The 17,981-nt window shown below is 73.5% G+C and carries 16 protein-coding genes and 1 pseudogene; 11 read left to right on the top strand and 6 right to left on the bottom strand.

What is annotated here, in order from left to right; all coding sequences use genetic code 11:
* The first annotated feature begins 197 nt into the window (after window positions 1-197).
* From ACIPRD_RS12850 to ACIPRD_RS12840, 3 genes are all read left to right on the top strand, one after another.
* Window positions 198-1,154, top strand: a complete 957-nt coding sequence (locus ACIPRD_RS12850; protein WP_401562616.1) for an ROK family protein — start codon at window positions 198-200, stop codon at window positions 1,152-1,154.
* A gap of 444 nt (window positions 1,155-1,598) precedes the next feature.
* On the top strand, window positions 1,599-1,790 hold the full coding sequence (locus ACIPRD_RS12845; RefSeq protein ID WP_356401641.1) for a hypothetical protein: 192 nt from the start codon (window positions 1,599-1,601) through the stop codon (window positions 1,788-1,790).
* A gap of 592 nt (window positions 1,791-2,382) precedes the next feature.
* Complete coding sequence (locus tag ACIPRD_RS12840) at window positions 2,383-3,426, top strand: NUDIX domain-containing protein (RefSeq protein WP_401562614.1); 1,044 nt, start codon at window positions 2,383-2,385, stop codon at window positions 3,424-3,426.
* 24 nt (window positions 3,427-3,450) lie between these two features.
* Here the strand turns inward: ACIPRD_RS12840 and ACIPRD_RS12835 are convergent, their stop codons facing one another.
* Window positions 3,451-4,167 (bottom strand): MBL fold metallo-hydrolase, encoded by a 717-nt coding sequence (locus ACIPRD_RS12835; protein WP_401562612.1) that lies wholly within the window; start codon window positions 4,165-4,167, stop codon window positions 3,451-3,453.
* 62 nt (window positions 4,168-4,229) lie between these two features.
* Complete coding sequence (locus ACIPRD_RS12830) at window positions 4,230-5,585, bottom strand: dipeptidase (RefSeq protein ID WP_401562610.1); 1,356 nt, start codon at window positions 5,583-5,585, stop codon at window positions 4,230-4,232.
* A 168-nt stretch (window positions 5,586-5,753) separates the two neighbouring features.
* On the opposite strand from ACIPRD_RS12830, the pseudogene ACIPRD_RS12825 reads away from it, so the two are divergent.
* Window positions 5,754-7,013, top strand: a pseudogene (locus ACIPRD_RS12825) (geranylgeranyl reductase family protein); the annotation flags it as partial.
* Between the two features lie 285 nt (window positions 7,014-7,298).
* On the opposite strand, the gene ACIPRD_RS12820 reads toward ACIPRD_RS12825, so the two are convergent.
* Entirely contained in the window at window positions 7,299-7,751 is a 453-nt protein-coding gene (locus ACIPRD_RS12820; protein ID WP_401562608.1) for a nitroreductase/quinone reductase family protein, read from the bottom strand.
* A 144-nt stretch (window positions 7,752-7,895) separates the two neighbouring features.
* Between ACIPRD_RS12820 and ACIPRD_RS12815 the strand changes: the two genes are divergently transcribed.
* From ACIPRD_RS12815 to ACIPRD_RS12800, 4 genes are all read left to right on the top strand, one after another.
* Window positions 7,896-8,588 carry a TetR/AcrR family transcriptional regulator gene (locus tag ACIPRD_RS12815; RefSeq protein WP_356401650.1) on the top strand — a complete coding sequence of 231 codons (693 nt, stop codon included), beginning with the start codon at window positions 7,896-7,898 and terminating at the stop codon, window positions 8,586-8,588.
* Window positions 8,589-8,761: 173 nt separating this feature from the next.
* Window positions 8,762-9,985, top strand: a complete 1,224-nt coding sequence (locus ACIPRD_RS12810) for a sensor histidine kinase (protein ID WP_401562606.1) — start codon at window positions 8,762-8,764, stop codon at window positions 9,983-9,985.
* Complete coding sequence (locus tag ACIPRD_RS12805) at window positions 9,982-10,647, top strand: response regulator (RefSeq protein ID WP_401562604.1); 666 nt, start codon at window positions 9,982-9,984, stop codon at window positions 10,645-10,647. The genes ACIPRD_RS12810 and ACIPRD_RS12805 overlap by 4 nt, the downstream gene beginning before the upstream one ends.
* 80 nt (window positions 10,648-10,727) lie before the next feature.
* Window positions 10,728-11,120 (top strand): MarR family transcriptional regulator, encoded by a 393-nt coding sequence (locus ACIPRD_RS12800; RefSeq protein ID WP_356401656.1) that lies wholly within the window; start codon window positions 10,728-10,730, stop codon window positions 11,118-11,120.
* A 150-nt stretch (window positions 11,121-11,270) separates the two neighbouring features.
* Here the strand turns inward: ACIPRD_RS12800 and ACIPRD_RS12795 are convergent, their stop codons facing one another.
* Window positions 11,271-12,014: a maleylpyruvate isomerase family mycothiol-dependent enzyme gene (locus ACIPRD_RS12795; RefSeq protein ID WP_401562602.1), complete on the bottom strand. Its 744-nt coding sequence runs from the start codon at window positions 12,012-12,014 to the stop codon at window positions 11,271-11,273.
* 203 nt (window positions 12,015-12,217) lie between these two features.
* Window positions 12,218-13,555 (bottom strand): MFS transporter, encoded by a 1,338-nt coding sequence (locus ACIPRD_RS12790; RefSeq protein ID WP_401562600.1) that lies wholly within the window; start codon window positions 13,553-13,555, stop codon window positions 12,218-12,220.
* A gap of 451 nt (window positions 13,556-14,006) precedes the next feature.
* Between ACIPRD_RS12790 and ACIPRD_RS12785 the strand changes: the two genes are divergently transcribed.
* Window positions 14,007-14,402 carry a luciferase family protein gene (locus tag ACIPRD_RS12785; protein WP_356401662.1) on the top strand — a complete coding sequence of 132 codons (396 nt, stop codon included), beginning with the start codon at window positions 14,007-14,009 and terminating at the stop codon, window positions 14,400-14,402.
* A 101-nt stretch (window positions 14,403-14,503) separates the two neighbouring features.
* Here the strand turns inward: ACIPRD_RS12785 and ACIPRD_RS12780 are convergent, their stop codons facing one another.
* Window positions 14,504-15,661 carry a methyltransferase gene (locus ACIPRD_RS12780; RefSeq protein ID WP_401562598.1) on the bottom strand — a complete coding sequence of 386 codons (1,158 nt, stop codon included), beginning with the start codon at window positions 15,659-15,661 and terminating at the stop codon, window positions 14,504-14,506.
* 78 nt (window positions 15,662-15,739) lie between these two features.
* On the opposite strand from ACIPRD_RS12780, the gene ACIPRD_RS12775 reads away from it, so the two are divergent.
* Window positions 15,740-16,405 (top strand): alpha-ketoglutarate-dependent dioxygenase AlkB family protein, encoded by a 666-nt coding sequence (locus tag ACIPRD_RS12775; protein ID WP_401562596.1) that lies wholly within the window; start codon window positions 15,740-15,742, stop codon window positions 16,403-16,405.
* A gap of 141 nt (window positions 16,406-16,546) precedes the next feature.
* Complete coding sequence (locus ACIPRD_RS12770) at window positions 16,547-17,785, top strand: ROK family protein (RefSeq protein ID WP_356401666.1); 1,239 nt, start codon at window positions 16,547-16,549, stop codon at window positions 17,783-17,785.
* Window positions 17,786-17,981: the final 196 nt, after the last annotated feature.

Here is a 17,981-nt window from a genome sequence, read left to right as displayed (position 1 = left end):
GGTGCGTCGATCCAGGGAAGAGATGAGGATGTGGCGTCGAGCATAGAGCCTGGACAACGTTGTCAGATGCGGGAGAGACTGTCCACCGCCGTCTTCGGTCCGCGTCCCCACCGCGACCGGCCCGCGGCGCACCGCCGATGTGACTTCTTCGCACGTCGCCGGCCCTTTCTCATGCTCGACGGGGAGAACTGACTCTGATGCACACCGACCTCGTGGCGGCCCTGGACATCGGCGGCACCAAGATCGCCGGCGCGCTGGTGGACGGCCACGGACGGATCCAGGCACGCGCTCAGCGGGCGACGCCCGCGCGGCAGGACGGCGAAACGGTCATGCGGGCCGTCGAGGAGGTGCTCGGCGACCTCGCCGGGTCGCCCCTGTGGGGACGCGCCGCCGCGATCGGTATCGGCAGCGCCGGCCCGGTGGACGCCTCGGCCGGCACCGTGAGCCCGGTGAACGTCCCGGGCTGGCGGGACTTCCCCCTGGTCGAGCGGGTGCGCGCGGCCGCGGACGGCCTCCCTGTCGAGCTGATCGGCGACGGCGTCGCCATCACGGCGGCCGAGCACTGGCAGGGTGCCGCCCGCGGCCACGACAACGCGCTCTGCATGGTCGTCTCCACCGGCGTCGGCGGGGGACTGGTCCTCGGCGGCAGGCTGCACCCCGGTCCGACCGGCAACGCGGGCCACATCGGCCACATCAGCGTCGACCTGGACGGCGACCCCTGCCCGTGCGGCGCGCGCGGCTGCGTGGAACGCATCGCCAGCGGCCCCAACATCGCCCGGCGCGCCCTGGAGCAGGGCTGGCGTCCCGGCCCCGACGGCGACAGCTCCGCCGCGGCCGTGGCCGCCGCCGCCCGCGAGGGGGACCGGGTGGCCGTCGCCTCCTTCGAGCGCGCCGCGCAGGCTCTGGCCGCCGGCATCGCGGCCACCGCCACCCTCGTCGAGATCGACATCGCGGTGATCGGCGGTGGCGTGGGCAAGGCCGGAGACATCCTCCTCACCCCGCTGCGCAAGGCACTCACGGACTACGCGACGCTCTCGTTCGTGCAGCGCCTGACCATCGCCCCGGCCCGGATGGGCACCGACGCGGGACTGGTCGGCGCCGCGGCGGCAGCCCTGGCCGCCCACGCGCCGGGCACCGCGGCGGCGGGGGTCTGAGGTCTGGGGGGCGTTGCGTCGCGGCGGTGGCAGCCCTGCGAGGAGGGTTCGGCCGGGGTGGTGACGGTCGTCCGAGGAGGGTTCGGCCGGGGTGGTGACGGTCGTCCGAGGAGGGTTCGGCCGGGGTGGTGACGGTCGTCCGAGGAGGGGGTCTCGTCGTCACGGTGGCAGGGAGTCCGCGGAGGCTCCGTCGTCGCGGTGACGGGGGGCCGAGGGGGCTCCGGCGTCGCGTCGGCGGGCGAGGTCATGCCGTCGGGGCCTCCTCAGACCGTCTGAGACCTTCCGGGTGTCGAGGCCGTTCCCGCGCGGCTCCGCCTCGGCGAGGTGCGGACCGAACCCGTCACCCCGCCGTGACCGACCCCGTCATCCGGTCACCTCGTCATCCCGCCGTGACCGAACCGGTCGAGCCCGTGACCCCCGGCCGTCTTCGCAGTTGATCACGGCATGAAGAAGCGCAGCATGCTCGCCATCGCCAGTCTCGCCACCGGATTCGTCGTGGCCGCGATCACCCCGTCCCACGCCGCGGACAACGGCCCGCTCGGCGACGTCCAGGTCTCCGACACCCTGGACACGGTCGACCACCTCGTCAGTCAGGACAGCTTCGACATGGGCGACAACCCGCTCGGCCAGAACTGAGACACCTCCTCTTCTGCGCGGCCTGCTGTCGGTCCGGCGTGCCGTCAGGTCGGTGACCACCGATGATCCCGGGCCTGGCCGAGCGGCCGGTACCGGACGACGCGTTCCGCGCGCGGTCGAGGGCGTGGCGCCCGTGCCGCACCCCGGGCCTGTGTCCGCAGCCAAAACGGCCGGGCGTGTCCGGGGGCGCGGCGCCCGTGGATCCTGACGCGGGAAGCGGGAAGCGGGAAGCGGGAAGCGGGAAGCGGGAAGCGGGAAGCGGGAAGCGGGAAGCGGGAAGCGGGAAGCGGGAAGCGGGAAGCGGGACCCGGGACGCGGTGGCGAGGCGGCCACATGGCCTCCGTGCTCACCGGCCCCCACCCGATGCGAGGCTGGCAGGACGAGGCACCGCGTCGGCTCCGGTGGATCTCGCCGGGGGCCGGCGTCCGGCCGGATCCGTGGCCGCCCCGGGCCCGATCCCGCGGGCCTCTTCGGTGACCTTCCACGCGACGGTTCAGGTCCCCGGCCCCCTCCCGCGCCCTCATCTGCGGGTGGTTTCCGTGGCAGGGTGGAGCGGGCAAGCCCCAGGGGGCCAAACAGAAGAGGGGGAACCGTGACCGTCGTCTGGATCAACGGCGCGTTCGGTGCGGGCAAGACCACGACCGCACGAGAACTGATCGAACTGATCCCGAACAGCACGCTCTTCGACCCCGAAGTCATCGGCGGAGCGCTGGCGCACCTGATGCCGCCCAAGCGCCTCGCCGAGGCCGACGACCTCCAGGACCTGCCGATCTGGCGCCGCCTCGTGATCGAGACCGCTGCGGCGATGCTCGCCGAGCTGGGCGGCACGCTGGTCGTGCCCATGACCCTGCTCCGCCAGGAGTACCGGGACGAGATCTTCGGCGGCCTGGCCGCCCGCCGCATCGCCGTACGCCATGTGCTGCTCGCTCCGGCCGAAACGATACTGCGGGCCCGCGCGGAAGGCCGGGAGCTCCCGCCCGGACCACCGGACGGCGAGATGCGACAGCGTCAGTGGGCCTACGACCACATCGAGCCCTACCGCGCCGCGCTCGCGTCCTGGCTCACCGCCGACGCCCACCTCGTCGACACCGGTGACCTCACCCCCTACGAGGCCGCCGTCCGCGTCGCCGACGCCGTCGGCAGCGGCGCCGTACCGCCCTGCGACATCGTGCAGACTCCCGAACCGGGCGCGGAGACGGTCGCCTCCGGGGTGCTCCTCTTCGACGAGCGCGACCGGGTGCTGCTGGTCGACCCCACCTACAAGCCCGGCTGGGAGTTCCCCGGAGGTGTGGTCGAACGCGGCGAGGCCCCGGCGCGCGCCGGGGTGCGCGAGGTCGCCGAGGAGACCGGGATACGTCTGCGGGAGGTGCCCAGACTGCTCGTCGTCGACTGGGAGCGGCCCGTACCTCCCGGTCACGGCGGGCTTCGGCTCCTCTTCGACGGCGGCCTGCTCGACCCGGAACAGGCGGCGCGGGTGGTGCTGCCCGGTCCTGAACTGCGCGACTGGCGCTTCGTCACCGAGCAGGAGGCGGCGAGCATGCTGCCGCCCGTCCGCTACGAGCGGCTGCGCTGGGCCCTGAGGGCCCGTGAACGCGGGGCGCCGCTCTACCTGGAGGCGGGAGTTCCGGTCGGCTGACCCCAGGGGCGTCTCCCCGGGAGGTCAGCCGGCGGCCGGGTGGCGGTCCGCCGCCTCGCGCAGGACCGCCGACGCGCCTCCCACCACCGGGTCGCCGTGGCCGAAGCAGGCCACCTCGGCGCCGAGGGCGGAAAGCCGGTGGAAGGAGTCCAGCAACCGGGCCCGGTCGAGGTTGAACACACCCGGCATCACCGAACCGTCGACCGGGGAGGCCGCCACGGTGTCGCCCGTGAACAGCACGCCCTCCGCCGGCAGGTGCAGCGCGACGCTGCCCTCCGTGTGCCCGGGTACGTGGATCACCCGCGCGCCGTCGCCGAAGCCGAGCACGTCGCCGTCGCCGACGGTGGTGACCCGGCGCGCAGGCGTCGGTGTGTTCTCGGGGAGGAGCCGCGACACCGCCTCGTGGAGCGGCACTTCCCGGTCCTCGAACACAGGCGGCGGGCCCGGCAGTTCACCGGTGACGAAAGGTGGGTCCAGAGCGTGCGCGAACACCTCGGCGCCGGTCGCCGCGGCCAGTTCACCCGCGCCGCCCGCGTGGTCCACATGGAAGTGGGTCAGCACGATCCGCCGCAGTCCGCCGGGTGCGTGGCCCAGGTCCGCGAGCGCGTCGAGGACGGCGGGGCCCGAGCCCGGCGGGCCCGCGTCGACCAGCGTCAGCTCCCCGTCGTCGGACCAGAGATACGCCTGGCCGACCGGGAAGCGCAGCAGACGGAGCCGGGGGAGGAGCGGGACGACATCCATGCCCCGAACCTACGGAGCGCCCCCGTCCGTCGACGAGGGCGCTCTGCGGTGGGCGTAAGGGTTCAGCTCGCCGCGTAGTTGTTCAGGAACAGCGCCTCGGCGACCGACAGACGCTCGAGCTCCTCGGGCGACACGCTCTCGTTGACCGCGTGGATCTGCGCCTCGGGCTCGCTGAGGCCGATCAGCAGGATCTCCGCCTGCGGGTACAGGCCGGCAAGGGTGTTGCACAGCGGGATGGAGCCGCCCTGGCCGGCGTACTGCATCGTCTCGCCCGGGTAGGCGACCGCCATCGCGTCGGCCATCGCCTGGTACGCCGGGCTGGTCGGGTCGGCGCGGAACGCCTGGCCCTGGCCGACCTGCTCGGTGCGGACCTGCGCGCCCCACGGGGTGTGGGCCTCGATGTGGGCCTGGAGCAGCTTGGTCGCCTCGGCGGCGTCCACGCCCGGCGGCACACGCAGGCTGATCAGCGCCCGCGCGCTCGACTGGACGGACGGGGTGGCGCCCACGACCGGCGGGCAGTCGATGCCGATGACCGTGACGGCCGGACGGGACCAGATGCGGTCCGCCACCGAGCCCTCGCCGGTGAGCTCGACGCCCTCCAGCACCTTGGCGTCCTTGCGGAACTGCTCCTCGGTGTACTCCAGACCCTCCCAGCGCGTCGTCACGTCGAGGCCGTCGACCGTGGTCGAACCGTCCTCCGCGCGCAGCGAGTCCAGGACCCGGATCAGCGCGCCGAGCGCGTCCGGAGCGGCACCGCCGAACTGGCCGGAGTGGAGGTTGCCGGCCAGCGTGTCGATCTGGACCCGGACCAGCGTCATGCCGCGCAGGGTGGTGGTCACCGTCGGCAGACCGACCCGGAAGTTGCCCGCGTCGCCGATGACGATGGTGTCCGCCGTCAGCAGCTCGGGGTGCTGCTCGGCGTACCGCTCGAGACCGCCCGTGCCCTGCTCCTCGGAGCCCTCGACGATGACCTTGACGTGCACCGGGACGCCGCCGTTGGCCTTCAGGGCGCGCAGCGCGAGCAGGTGCATGATGAAGCCGCCCTTGCAGTCGGCGGTCCCCCGGCCGTACCAGCGGCCGTCACGCTCGGTCAGCTCGAACGGCGGAGTGGTCCAGCCGGACTCGTCCAGCGGGGGCTGCACGTCGTAGTGCGCGTAGAGCAGCACCGTCTTCGCACCCTCCGGGCCCGGCAGGTAGCCGTACACCGACTGGGTGCCGTCCGGCGTGTCCAGCAGTGCCACGTCGGTGAAGCCCTCGGCGCGCAGCGCGTCGGTGATCCAGCCCGCGGCACCCTCGCTCTCGCTCCTCGGGAACTGCTCGAAGTCCGCCACCGACTTGAAGGCGACCAGCTCGGTCAGCTCCGCCTTCGCCCGGGGCATCAGGGAGGCGACGGTCTCGGCGACCGGATTCGACGACATGGGAACGCTCCTCGTGGGTGCGACGTTGATCTGCTGAGATACATAGATCCTCCCACAGTGGCTCATGGTCACGACCGCCGTAGGATGCGGGAGACATGGGTTCCCCCGCTCGCGCGGAGCCAGGAGCTCGGGGGAACGGCAGCGGCTTGATCGGAGCGGTAGACCATCGTGAGCGGCGAGAACTCTTCGGCGGACGGAGTGCAGCGGGTGTGGGACGTCGTCGTGGTGGGCGCGGGACCCGCGGGTGCCTCGGCGGCCTACGCGGCCGCGGTCGCGGGGCGGCGCGTCCTGCTGCTGGAGAAGGCGGAACTGCCCCGCTACAAGACCTGTGGCGGCGGCATCATCGGCCCCTCGCGCGACGCGCTCCCGCCCGGCTTCGAGTTGCCGTTCCGGGACCGGGTGCACGCGGTCACCTTCTCGCTCAACGGGCGCTTCACGCGCACCCGCCGCTCCCGGCAGATGCTGTTCGGGCTGATCAACCGGCCCGAGTTCGACCAGCAGCTGGTCGAGCACGCGCAGAAGGCCGGCGCGGAACTGCGTACGGGCGTGACCGTGCAGCGCGTCGAGCAGCACGGCTCGGCGGTCCCTGACCGGCGCACGGTCGCGGTGGTGCTCCAGGGCGGTGAGACGGTGCTGGCCCGCGCGGTCGTCGGCGCCGACGGCAGCGCCAGCCGGATAGGGGCCCACGTCGGGGTGAAGCTGGACCAGGTCGACCTCGGCCTGGAGGCGGAGATCCCGGTGCCCGAGACGGTCGCCGCCGACTGGAAGGGCCGGGTGCTCATCGACTGGGGCCCGCTGCCGGGCAGTTACGGCTGGGTCTTCCCCAAGGGCGACATCCTCACGGTCGGCGTGATCTCGCGGCGCGGTGAAGGCGCCGCCACCAAGCGGTACTTGGAGGACTTCATCGCCCGGCTCGGGCTGTCCGGCTTCGAGCCGAACATCTCCTCCGGGCATCTGACCCGCTGCCGGGCCGACGACTCGCCGCTCTCGCGCGGCCGGGTGCTGGTCTGCGGTGACGCGGCGGGACTGCTGGAGCCCTGGACCCGCGAGGGCATCTCCTTCGCGCTGCGCTCGGGCCGGCTGGCGGGGGAGTGGGCGGTCCGGATCGCGGAGGCGCACGACGCGGTGGACACCCGCCGCCAGGCCCTCAACTACGCTTTCGCCATCAAGGCGGGGCTCGGCGTAGAGATGAGCGTCGGCAAGCGTCTGCTCGCCGCGTTCGAGCGTCGCCCCGGCCTCTTCCACGCGGGCCTGACCGGCTTCCGCCCCGCCTGGCGGGCCTTCAAGGAGATCACCCAGGGCTCGTCGTCCCTCGGTGAGCTCGTCAGGTCCCGCCCGATCGCCCAGCGGGTCCTGTCCGTGCTGGACCGGGGCCAGTCGGACACGGCCGACCCGGCGGGTGCCGCGGAAGCGGCGGATGCGGCGAGCCCTGAGAGCGGCTCGGTGGACGAGGCGGCCGCGGTCACCTCGGTCGCCGGGCGAGAGGGTGAAGGCGCCTCGGACACGGTGGCGGCTGCTCCGGACACCGCTGACGCCCCGGTCGACCCGGCTGCTCCGTCCACCGCAGCCGCCCCTGCCGCCTCGGCGGACCCGACTGCTCCCGCCGACCCTGCGGGCTCGGCGGACCCCTCCGCGTCGGCCGACCCGGCCGCTCCGGAGGAGGGAACCACCGGCTCGTGACGGTGCCTCGCGGCGGCCGATGAGCCACACCGGTCAGTCGGTCACGGTTATCCGGAACACCGGGTGGTCGGGAGCCGCCGCGAGGATCTCCGCGTCGGGGGACTCGGCGGTGACGCCCTGGAAGTACGCGTCGACCTGCCAGCCCCACTTCTCCAGGTAGGTCCGCAGGACCGGGAGCTTCTCGGCGTCGGGAAGCTCCACCGCGGTGAACCGGCGCAGCTTCCGGCCGACCCGCAGCTCCCCGCCGCCGGCGGCGCGCATGTTGCGCACCCACTGGGAGTGACCGCGCGCCGAGACCAGGTACTGACCGCCCTCGTAGGTGTGCGGGTTGACCGGCACCCGCTGCATGCGGCCGCTCGTGCGCCCGCGCACCGACAGCTCCGCGCTGCCCGCGAGACTGAGCCCGTGCCGGGCGAGCCAGCCGATGACACTGTTGAGTCGGACGGTCATCGGGCTGCCCTTGAGGTAGTACGGCGACGACGACATGGTGACCCCCACGATTTCGGAGAGCGGTGCTCTCGCTTTCCTCAAGTGTGCCGTGAGCGGTGCTCCGACGCAAGAGCAGTGCTCTCTTTTTTGTGCACCGCTCCTCTTCGCGTGCACTGCTCCGTCCCGTGGCAGACTGCTGGCATGAGCACCGCACAGGGCGCCAGGGCGCGAGCGAGGAACGAGATCACCGCGGCCATCAAGGACGCGGCCAGGCGTCAGCTCGCCGCCGAGGGCGCGGCCAAGCTCTCGCTGCGGGCGATCGCGCGGGAACTCGGCATGGTCTCGTCCGCGCTCTACCGCTACTTCCCCAGCCGTGACGATCTGCTGACCGCGCTCATCATCGACGCCTACGACTCCCTCGGCGAGGCGGCGGAAGCCGCGCACGCGGCGGTTCCCGGCACGGACTTCACACGCCGCTGGACGGCCGTGTGCGAGGCGGTGCGGACCTGGGCGCTCGCCCATCCGCACGAGTACGCCCTGATCTACGGTTCCCCCGTCCCCGGCTACTCCGCGCCGATGACCACGGTCCCCGCCGCCTCCCGGGTGGGCCTGCTCCTCGTCGCCGTCATACGCGACGCCCATCAGGGTCCCGGCCTCGGCCCTCTTCCGCTCCCCGCCGACCTGCGCCCGGAGGCGGAGCGCATGACGGCGGACATCGCCCCTGACCTCCCGCCCGAGGCCACGACAGCCCTGGTCACCGCCTGGGCGGAGCTGTACGGCCTGGTCGGCTTCGAGCTGTTCGGACAGTTCAACCGGATGGTCGAGGACCGTGCGGTGTTCTTCCGGCACGCGGTGGGCCGGCTCGGGGAGAGCGTGGGCCTGGGCCGCGACTGAGGGCCGGGCCGTCGAGCCCTCGCTCCGAACGCCGCTCCGCGGAGCCTTCCCCCGACAGCCCCTTACGGGTCGTCGGGCGGGATGCCGTGAGACGCCGTACTCCCCCGGGAGTACCTGTGATCACCCCGCTCGGCTGACGTCCTGGCCGGGCGGTGCCGTCTAGCGTTGCGGATATGGAAGAACGGCACGGACCCCGGATCTCGCACTGGTGGCGGTACGGGCCGCCGGGGTGGCGCCGGTTCGCCGAGGCGGCGGAGTCCCGCACCTCCGGACCGCCCTGGCGCTCCACCGTGCTGATCGCGGTGTTCATGCTGGTCGGCTCGAACTTCGCCGCGCACGCGCAGCCCCACCGCGAGCAGCTCGACGTCTTCGCACGCGTGCTGCTGCTCCTGGCCGCGCTCATGCTGCTGTGGCGGCACCGCCACCCCTCGGCCGTCGTCTTCGGTACGGCGGCGGTGACCCTCGTCTATCTGGCTGCGGGTTACCCCTACGGGCCGGTGTTCCTCGCGGTCACGGTCGGCTGTGTCGGCGCGGTGGCCGCCGGACACCGGCGGGCCGCCTGGACGGCGGTCGGCCTGCTGTGGGCGGGGCACCTCCTCATCGCCCTCTGGCTCTACCGGTGGCTGCCCCCGGCGGGGGACGGACGCGCGAGCGTCCTTCAGGAGATCGTCGTCGGCACCTGGGTGCTGGCCGTCCTCGCGCTGTCGGAACTGGCCCGCGTCCGGCGCGAGCAGTGGGCGCGCGAGCGGGCCGACCGCGCCCGGGCCGCCCGGCTGCGGGCGGACGAGGAACGGCTGCGGATCGCCCGCGAGCTGCACGACGTCCTCGCGCACAGCATCTCCGTCATCAACGTCCAGGCGAGCATGGGACTGGCGCTGCTGGACAGCGATCCCGAGCAGGCGCGGTCGGCGCTCACCACCATCAGGACGGCGAGCAGGGAGGCACTCGGGGAGGTACGGCAGGTCCTCGACACCCTCCGGGCTCCGGGCGCCGCGCCCCGCGCCCCCGCACCCGGCCTCGACCGGCTGCCGGAACTGGTCGAACAGGCGGCCGCGGCCGGGCTCACGGTCGAGGTGGAGGGCGAACCGCCGCACCTTCCGCCCGGCGTCGACCTGGCCGCCTTCCGCATCGTGCAGGAGGCCCTCACCAACGTCGTACGGCACTCCGGTTCCCGGCGGGCGCGGGTGAGCCTCACGAGCCGCGGAGGTGAACTGAGGCTGCTCGTCGACGACGACGGCCCCGCGACCGGCGGTGACGCGGGCGGCAGCGGCAACGGGCTGGCCGGCATGCGGGAACGCGCCGCCGCGCTGGGCGGCACGATCGAGGCGGGCCCCCGTCCCGACGGAGGGTTCCGGGTGGTCGCCGTACTGCCCTCGCGTACCTGGGAGGACCGGTGATCCGGGTCCTGCTCGCCGACGACCAGTCGCTCGTCCGGGCCGGGTTCAGGGCGCTGCTCGACGCCCAGCCGGACATCGAGGTGGTCGGGGAGGCGGCGGACGGGGAGGAAGCGTTGCGCCGGGTGCGCGAACTGCGTCCCGACGTCGTCCTGATGGACATCCGCATGCCCGTGCTCGACGGTCTGGCCGCCACCCGGCGCATCACCGGGGATGCCGAACTGGGCGCCGTGCACGTGGTGATGCTCACGACCTTCGAGCTCGACGAGTACGTCTTCGAGGCGATCCGGTCCGGTGCTTCCGGGTTCCTGGTGAAGGACACCGAGGCGGACGAACTCGTGCGCGCGGTACGGGCGGTGGTCGACGGCGACGCGCTGCTCTCGCCCGGTGTCACCCGTCGGCTGATCGCGGAGTTCGCGGCCCGCTCCAAGGAGCCCGCGGCCGTCGGAGCCCTCGCCCGGCTCACCGGCCGTGAGCGTGAGGTGATGGCGCTGGTCGGCATCGGGCTCACCAACGACGAGATCGCACGCCGTCTCGTGGTCAGCCCATTGACCGCCAAGACCCATGTGAGCCGCACGATGGTGAAACTCGGCGCCCGCGACCGTGCCCAACTCGTCGTGCTGGCGTACGAGTCGGGACTCGTGCGGCCCGGCTGGCTGGGGTGATCCGTCCACCTCCCCGTGGCCGGCCGCATACGCGTTCGGTGGCGGGCGCGGCGGTGCGTCGCCTCTGTTACGGTGCGCACATGGCGGCGAACGAACCGGAGCGGACCCTCGTGGAGAAGTGGCGGGGCATCCTCGCCCTGCACGCCCGCACCCAGTGTGAACTCGACCGCGCACTCGGCGAACACGGTCTGTGCGCCAGCGACTTCGAAGTGCTCGACCTGCTCGCCGAGCGCAGAGCCGCCGGCGCCGGATGCGCCTCCCGGGTGCAGGAGATCTCGGACCGGATCCATCTCAGCCAGAGCGCGCTGTCCCGGCTGATCGGCCGCCTGGAGAAGGACGGGCTCGTCGAGCGGGCGATGTGCCCCGAGGACCGGCGGGGAGTGCGGGTGGTGCTCACCGCCAAGGGCCGCAGCCTGCACGGCGAGGTGCGGCCCGTGCAGCGCGCGGTGCTCGCGCGGATGCTGGCGCACTGACGAAGCCACGCGGCGCGGGCGACGGCGCGCGTGGCTTCGACCGGTTCGACTCCGAAGAGTTCGGGTTCGGCGGTTTCAGCTTCGGCAGGTTCGGGTTCGGCGGGTTCGGCTCCGGCCGGTTCGACGGGTTCGGCTTCGGACGGTCCGCCTCTAGCCGATGCCGCCCTTCTCCCGCCACAGTTCCGCCAGGGTGTCGTCCCCGCTGATCCTCGGCAGCGGCGCCCTGTTCCACAGGGCCAGATACAACAGGTCGGCGGGCGCGCACAGTTCGGCATCCGCCTCGCCTGTCGCGTCCCGCGAGGTCACGGGTGCCTCCGTGGACAGACGTACGGTCCACACCGCCTCCGTGCCCGGATCGGTCGTCCGCAGCCGCAGCACCCGCGGCACCTCGGTGCGCAGCCGGCTCCTCGACCGGGCGTGGAACCCGCGCAGCAGCTCGTCGATGCCGTCCACCGCGAACTCCACCGCGATCGGGGACGGCATGCCACCCCGGGCCTCTTCCGCGTCGTACCGGTGGACGGTCGTCTCGTGCGCCTGACGCCGGGCCCAGAACGCCGACGGCGAGGGAGAGGGGGCGCGATGGACGGTCCAGCAAGCGGTGTCGGCTGGCGCCGCCGACAGCGTCTCGACCAGCAGCCGGTGACTCTCCCGGTACCAGTCCGTCAGTTCCGCCCCGTCCAGGTCGGGGCCGTCGCCGATGGGCCGCGGTTCGGTGATGCCCTCGGCGACGAATCCCGAAGCCCAGCGGTGCACCGCGCCCGTGTGCCGCAGCAGATCCCTGACCTGCCACTCCGGGCACGCCGGAACCTTGGCGTCCGGACCCGCCTCCGCCGCTGCGGCGGCCAGCAGCCGGCCTTCCAGATCCAGTGTTTCGAGGAATTCCGCGGTGTTCATGGGGCGAGTGTGCCTGAAGTGATCGCATAGGTGCCGCGTGTGCTCCCTCCCGCGTGTCCGGCGTGGCGCAGGATCCCGCCTCGGTGCCGGTGCCGGTGCCGGTGCCGGTGCTGGTGTCGGCCCCGGCTCGACCACCGTGCCGGTTCCGACCCGGTGGCTGCCACGCGTCCGGCGCGATGCGGCCGCCCGGTGAGCGCCGTCGCTCAACTCCCCAGCGAGCGCCGCGTGAACACCCCGGTCACCGCGGCGGCGGCCGCCAGTACCGCCACACTCGTGAGTGCCGTGGACAGGGAGAACCGGTCGGCCGCGAACCCGATGGCGGGCGGCCCGAAGAGCATCCCGCCGTAACCGAGCGTGGAGGCGACGGCGACGCCGGACGGCCCCGCCAGCGCGCCTGCCCGCTCGATGGCGACCGGGAAGATGTTGGACAGCCCCAGCCCGGCGACGGCGAAACCGGCCAACGCCAACCAGAGGGAGGTGGCGAGCGAGCCGAGCAGCATGCCGGCCGCGGCGGTCGCGCCACCGGCGATCACGGTCCGAGCGCGTCCGAGCCGTTCCAGCAGTCGCGTTCCCGAGAGCCGCCCGACGGTCATCGTGAACGCGAAGCCGGCGTAGCCGGCGGCTGCGACGCCCGACGAGGCCGCAAGGTCCTGCCGCAGATGGAGAGCGCCCCAGTCGGCCATGGCGCCCTCGCCGTAGGCGTCGCAGAGGGCGATCAGCCCGAACACGACGACCAGCCGCCGCTTGCGCCGCCGGGACCGCGCAGCACTGCTCACCGCCTCCGGCCGCGCCGCGTCGCCTTCTGATCCAGGGCGAGCTGTACCGCCCTGCGGACCGGGCTGTTCAGCACGGCCGGTCGATCCCGCCCGGGCCGCGCCGCCCCCCGGCTCGGGCCGTACCGCACCCCCGGCCGGCCCCGGCCGCAGGCGTTCCGCCGGCACCGGAGCCTCGTACCGCAGCAGCGCGCGTCCGGCCACGGCGGTGACCGTCAGTCCCACGAGGGTGAGTCCCAGCAGGTGCTGCCTGGGGGAGAGCGAGCCGGCGACGAGTCCGCCCAGCCCCGCACCGGCCATCCCGCCCAGGCTGAAGGCGGCGTGGAAACTGGGCATGACCGGTCTGCGCAGCGCGGCCACGAGATCGACGGCGGCGCTGTTGAAGGCGACGTTCACACCGCCGTACGCCGAGCCGAAGAGGAGCAATACACCGCCGAGTGCCGTCGCCGAGTGGGTGAGCGGCGGCAGTGCGACGCTCGGTGCGAGCACCGCCATCCAGCCGACGGTCACCCGGTGACTGCCGTAGCGCGCACACAGCCGTCCCGTCAGCGTCATGGTCAGCACGGCCCCGGCCGAGACGCAGAGCAGCGCCAGCCCCAGCGTGCCCGCGGACGCGTGGGTCTGCCGCTTGATGTCGGGGACGCGGACGACCCACCCCGCGAAGATGAAGCCGTCCAGTGCGAAGAAGGCGGTGATCGCGGCCCGCAGAACGGCGAGATCGCGGCTCGGCACGACGATGTGCGGACGCGTTTTGTTGATCTGCGGCACAAACGGAGCCTAGGACGGGCCGGGAGGCCGGGCAAGGGTGCCTGCTCGGGGGGAAGCGGCCGGAAACCGAGGTGCCGAGGGTGCGGTGCGGGGTGCGGATCGGTCGACGGCCGGAGGGGATCCATCCGGCCGTGCATGTCGAGGTCCCGCCGGTGCGGAGGGGAACGCGCGCGCGAGTCGGCCGGCCGGGAAGCGGGCGGCGTCCAGGTCCCGGTGGACGTGATCCGGGCGCGCGGCAACCCCTGTCGGCCAGCGAGGACTTGTCCGACGACCACAGGTCGCCACGGTCAACCCGCACCCTGCACGGCCGTGTTCCGTCCGCGGAGCATGCGCACGGTCACCCTACCGGTGTCGGCCATGTGTGCGAGTGTCTGAAATATTGCCGCATGCGGGCCGGTTAATGCTTGCTCACCAACTGGTTGCCGACGAGTGATCGGGCCATGATGGAACCATGACGTTGGCCGCGCGTGCGCTCGCGCAACTGGCGACCTGGCCGGATCTGAGACAGACCGTCCCGAGCTGCGGCCTGGGACAGGCGGTGAGTTCGGCTCAGGGCGAGATCGCCCACTTCCACTCGGACCGGGACGTCGACCTGCGGCTGACCCAGCGGGCCATCCGGCGGTTCGCCAAGGACCTCAGCGGCTCCGGACCCATCCGTATCGTGACGGGCTCCCCGTGGGTGACCCTCCGGCTCGACGCCAGCAGCGACGTGGACCTGCTGCTGACCCTGGTGAGCGTGGCGCTCCAGGCCCAGCAGTCCTGGCCCGACCCGGCGGGCCGCCCGCAGTCCGGCTGCAACGACCAGCGCGGCGCCGGTTTCGTGAAGGCCGACTACGGCGGCCTGTGACGCCCCGCGCACCGCGCGGGACGCACCCGGCAAGGACCCGTCGAGAGCCTCCCGCCGGGCGGCACTTGACGGAGGCACCGGACGGCACCCGGCGGACGAAGCTACTCCGCGGATGCGGGCCGGCCGCCCTGCTTGACGGCCTTCAGCAGCACGAACTTCTTGTCGCTGGCGACCAGTTCGCAGTTCCCGAACAGCCGCTTGAGCTTGACGTGGTATCCCAAGTGCCGGTTGCCGATGACCCAGAGCTCGCCGCCGGGCCGCAGCGCACGCTTAGCCCCGGTGAACATCCGCCAGGACGTCGCGTCGGTCGTCGCCTGATGCGAGTGGAACGGCGGGTTGTTCAGGACGAGGTCGACACTCGCGGGCGCCACTCCGGCCAGCCCGTCACCGACCCGGAACTCCGCGTGTCCGGGCACACCGTTGGCCTTGTAGGTCGCCTCGGCGGACGCCACGGCCTGGAACGACTCGTCCACGAACAGCACTTCGGCCTCCGGATCGGCCAGTGCCACCGCCGTACCGACCACCCCGTTGCCGCAGCCGAGGTCCACCACACGGCCTCCGCGCGGGCCCGCCGGCAGATGCTGGAGGAGGAAGCGGGTGCCGATGTCGAGCCGGTCGGCGCAGAAGACGCCCGCGTGGTTGACGACGGTGTGCCCGGAGACCGGGCCGACGCCGTCCGGCAGGGTGTAGCTGTACGGCCAGGGATTCGCGGGCCGCACCAGCCCGGGGTCGGGCGTGCAGAAGATCAGCCGGGCCTTCTGCTGGGCCAGCGAGGTCCGGGTCGGCCCCAGGATCCGCTCGAACAGCTGGAGCGTGGAGGTGTGGATCTCCTTCACCATGCCGGTGCCGATCACCACCGTCCCCGCGTGCACGGCGGGCGCGAGCCGCAGCAGCTGGTCCTCCAGCAGCGCGAGGCTCTTGGGCACGCGCACCAGCAGTACGTCCACCCGCTCGGGCACCGGATCCTGGGTGGTCAGCAGTCGCACGGCGCCGGGTCCGACGCCGGCTCGCGCCAGGTTCGCCCGGGTCGCCTCCTGGCTCAGGTGGGAGTCGGTGATCTGGGTGGGCCGGTGGTCCGCGAGCGCCGTCGCCAGCGCGCCCCAGCGGTCCCCGACGACCACGACGGTGCCCGTCAGCGGCACCTTCTCCTCGTCCAGGTGGCGCAGCAGGTACGCGTCGGACGCGTCCCAGGCACGGAGCCGGTCGCGGGGGTCCTCGGGGTGGCGGGACAGTTCGAGCTCGGCCCACGGAGTCGTCATGCGGTCGTTCATCGTGCTCCAGGCTAGCCGAGCCCCAGCTCACACCCGGTCGGACGGGTCTGCGGCACCATGGAGCGCATGGACGTGGAGCTGTTCCCGCAGGGGCGGGCCGAGGTCGCGCCGGGCGCCGTGCACGTCCCGCACTGGCTGGACGACGCCCGGCAGCGCGCGCTGCTCGACGCCTGCCGGGAATGGGCGCGACCCCCCGCCGGACTGCGCACCGTCCGCATCCCCGGCGGCGGCACGATGAGCGCCCGGCAGGTGTGTCTGGGCCTGCACTGGTACCCGTACGCCTACGCCCGCACGGTCGTCGACGGCGACGGCACCCCCGTGAAGCCCTTCCCGGCCTGGCTGGACGAGCTGGGCCGCCGCGCGGTCGCCGACGCGCTCGGCCCGGCGGCGGTTCCCCGGGATCCGTACGACATCGCACTGATCAACTTCTACGACGGCGACGCCCGCATGGGCATGCACCGCGACGCCGACGAGAGATCCGCCGCGCCGGTGGTGTCGCTGAGCCTCGGTGACAACTGCGTGTTCCGCTTCGGCAACACCGAGACCCGGACCCGGCCCTACACGGACGTGGAGCTGCGCAGCGGCGACCTGTTCGTCTTCGGGGGCCCGTCCCGTCTCGCCTACCACGGCGTGCCACGCGTCCACCCCGGCACGGCCCCGGCCGGGCTGGGACTGACAGGACGGCTGAACATCACGTTGCGGGTGAGCGGCCTGGACATGCGCGACGGGTGAGGCGGGGCCCGGTACGGAGATGGCCGCGGGGCCGGCGGGGAGGGCCCTGAGGGGGAGCGGCCAGGGGTGCCCCGGCCTCTTCCCGGTCCCGGTGTCGTCGCACCGGCCGCAGCGGGTGCGGATCATGGGAGACTCGCCCTCATGAGCGGCGATGGGGCCCCCCGGAAGGCGGGGGAAGGGAACACCTCCAGGGTGCGGCTGGACCGGGGGCGCGGAGCGCTCGGTCCCGCGCTGGAGCTGGTGCACACCGGGCGCGCGCCGACCCGCGCCGTGCTCACGGCCGAACTCGGGGTGACCCGGGCGACGGCCGGGGCGGTGGCCGCCGAGCTGGAGGCCCTGGGCCTGATCCGGGTGGACGCCCGGCCCACCGCGGCGGCCGGCGCGCAGGGACGGCCCTCGCACCGGCTGGAGGTCGCCGAGGACGGCCCGGTGGCGCTCGCCGCACAGGTCCACGCCGACGGGTTCCGCGCCGCGCTGGTCGGCCTCGGCGGCCGTGTCGTGGCGACCGCTCCGGGCTGCGAGACGGTCGACGCCGACCCGGCGAAGGTGCTGGGCTCGGTCGTCGAGGCGGGCGCGGCACTCCTGCGCGAGACGGGCCGGCGCTGTGTGGGCGCGGGACTCGCCGTGCCGTCCGCGGTCGCCGAACCCGGCGGTCTCGCCCTCAACCCCCTGCACATCGCCTGGCCGGCCGGCGCGGAGGTCCGCCGGCTCTTCGCGGAGTGCGTCGCCGCCGCCGGCATCACCGGTCCCGCCTTCGCGGGCAACGACGTCAACCTCGCCGCGCTCGCGGAACACCGGCACGGCGCCGGCCGGGGCGCCCGGGACCTGCTGTGCGTGGCCACCGGGCACCGCGGTGTGGGCGGCGCGCTGGTCCTCGACGGCCGTCTGCACACCGGCAGTTCGGGTCTCGCGCTGGAGGTCGGCCACCTCACCGTCAACCCCGAGGGCCGCCCCTGTCACTGCGGCAGCCGGGGCTGCCTGGACGTCGAGGCGGACCCGCTCGCGCTGCTCGTCGAGGCGGGCCGCGACCCGGGACCCGAGGTCTCCCTGCTCCAGCAGGCCGACGACCTGCTGCGCACCCGGTACGACGACCCCGCCGTGCGCACCGCCGCCGAGGTCCTGATCGACCGCCTCGGCCTCGGCCTCGCCGGCCTGGTCAACATCCTGAACCCCGACCGCATCATCCTCGGCGGCCTGCACCGCACGCTCCTGGAGGCCGACCCCGGGCGCCTGCGGGCGGTCGTCGCCGACCGCAGTCTGTGGGGGCAGAGCGGCGGAGTCCCCATCCTGCCCTGCACCCTGGACCACGACAGCCTGGTCGGCGCGGCCGAACTGGCCTGGCAGCCGGTGCTGGACGATCCACTGGGCGCGCTCCGCTGACCGACCGTGGTGCCCCGCGCACCCCGGCCCGCATACGCGGCCGACGTGTGGCCTACGCGGCCGACGTGTGGCCTACGCGGCCGACGTGTGGCCGTCGGGGCCGAGGTGCGGGCCCAGGCAGCCGCACGGTCGACTGTCCGGCCTCCGTCCCGAACCGGCCGTCGGCCACCGGCGTCAGAGATCCCTGTATGTCACC

The sequence above is a fragment of the Streptomyces sp. NPDC090108 genome, from assembly GCF_044747185.1.
Classification (GTDB): Bacteria; Actinomycetota; Actinomycetes; order Streptomycetales; family Streptomycetaceae; genus Streptomyces.
This window is presented reverse-complemented; position numbering and strand designations above follow the sequence as displayed.

Bases quoted from the DNA above. Each gene is read 5' to 3' on its own strand.
- ACIPRD_RS12850 (WP_401562616.1), top strand. From the start codon at position 198: ATGCACACCGACCTCGTGGCGGCCCTGGACATCGGCGGCACCAAGATC.
- ACIPRD_RS12845 (WP_356401641.1), top strand. From the start codon at position 1,599: ATGAAGAAGCGCAGCATGCTCGCCATCGCCAGTCTCGCCACCGGATTC.
- ACIPRD_RS12835 (WP_401562612.1), bottom strand. From the start codon at position 4,167: ATGGATGTCGTCCCGCTCCTCCCCCGGCTCCGTCTGCTGCGCTTCCCG.
- ACIPRD_RS12830 (WP_401562610.1), bottom strand. From the start codon at position 5,585: ATGTCGTCGAATCCGGTCGCCGAGACCGTCGCCTCCCTGATGCCCCGG.
- ACIPRD_RS12820 (WP_401562608.1), bottom strand. From the start codon at position 7,751: ATGTCGTCGTCGCCGTACTACCTCAAGGGCAGCCCGATGACCGTCCGA.
- ACIPRD_RS12815 (WP_356401650.1), top strand. From the start codon at position 7,896: ATGAGCACCGCACAGGGCGCCAGGGCGCGAGCGAGGAACGAGATCACC.
- ACIPRD_RS12810 (WP_401562606.1), top strand. From the start codon at position 8,762: ATGGAAGAACGGCACGGACCCCGGATCTCGCACTGGTGGCGGTACGGG.
- ACIPRD_RS12800 (WP_356401656.1), top strand. From the start codon at position 10,728: ATGGCGGCGAACGAACCGGAGCGGACCCTCGTGGAGAAGTGGCGGGGC.
- ACIPRD_RS12795 (WP_401562602.1), bottom strand. From the start codon at position 12,014: ATGAACACCGCGGAATTCCTCGAAACACTGGATCTGGAAGGCCGGCTG.
- ACIPRD_RS12785 (WP_356401662.1), top strand. From the start codon at position 14,007: ATGACGTTGGCCGCGCGTGCGCTCGCGCAACTGGCGACCTGGCCGGAT.
- ACIPRD_RS12780 (WP_401562598.1), bottom strand. From the start codon at position 15,661: ATGACGACTCCGTGGGCCGAGCTCGAACTGTCCCGCCACCCCGAGGAC.
- ACIPRD_RS12775 (WP_401562596.1), top strand. From the start codon at position 15,740: ATGGACGTGGAGCTGTTCCCGCAGGGGCGGGCCGAGGTCGCGCCGGGC.
- ACIPRD_RS12770 (WP_356401666.1), top strand. From the start codon at position 16,547: ATGAGCGGCGATGGGGCCCCCCGGAAGGCGGGGGAAGGGAACACCTCC.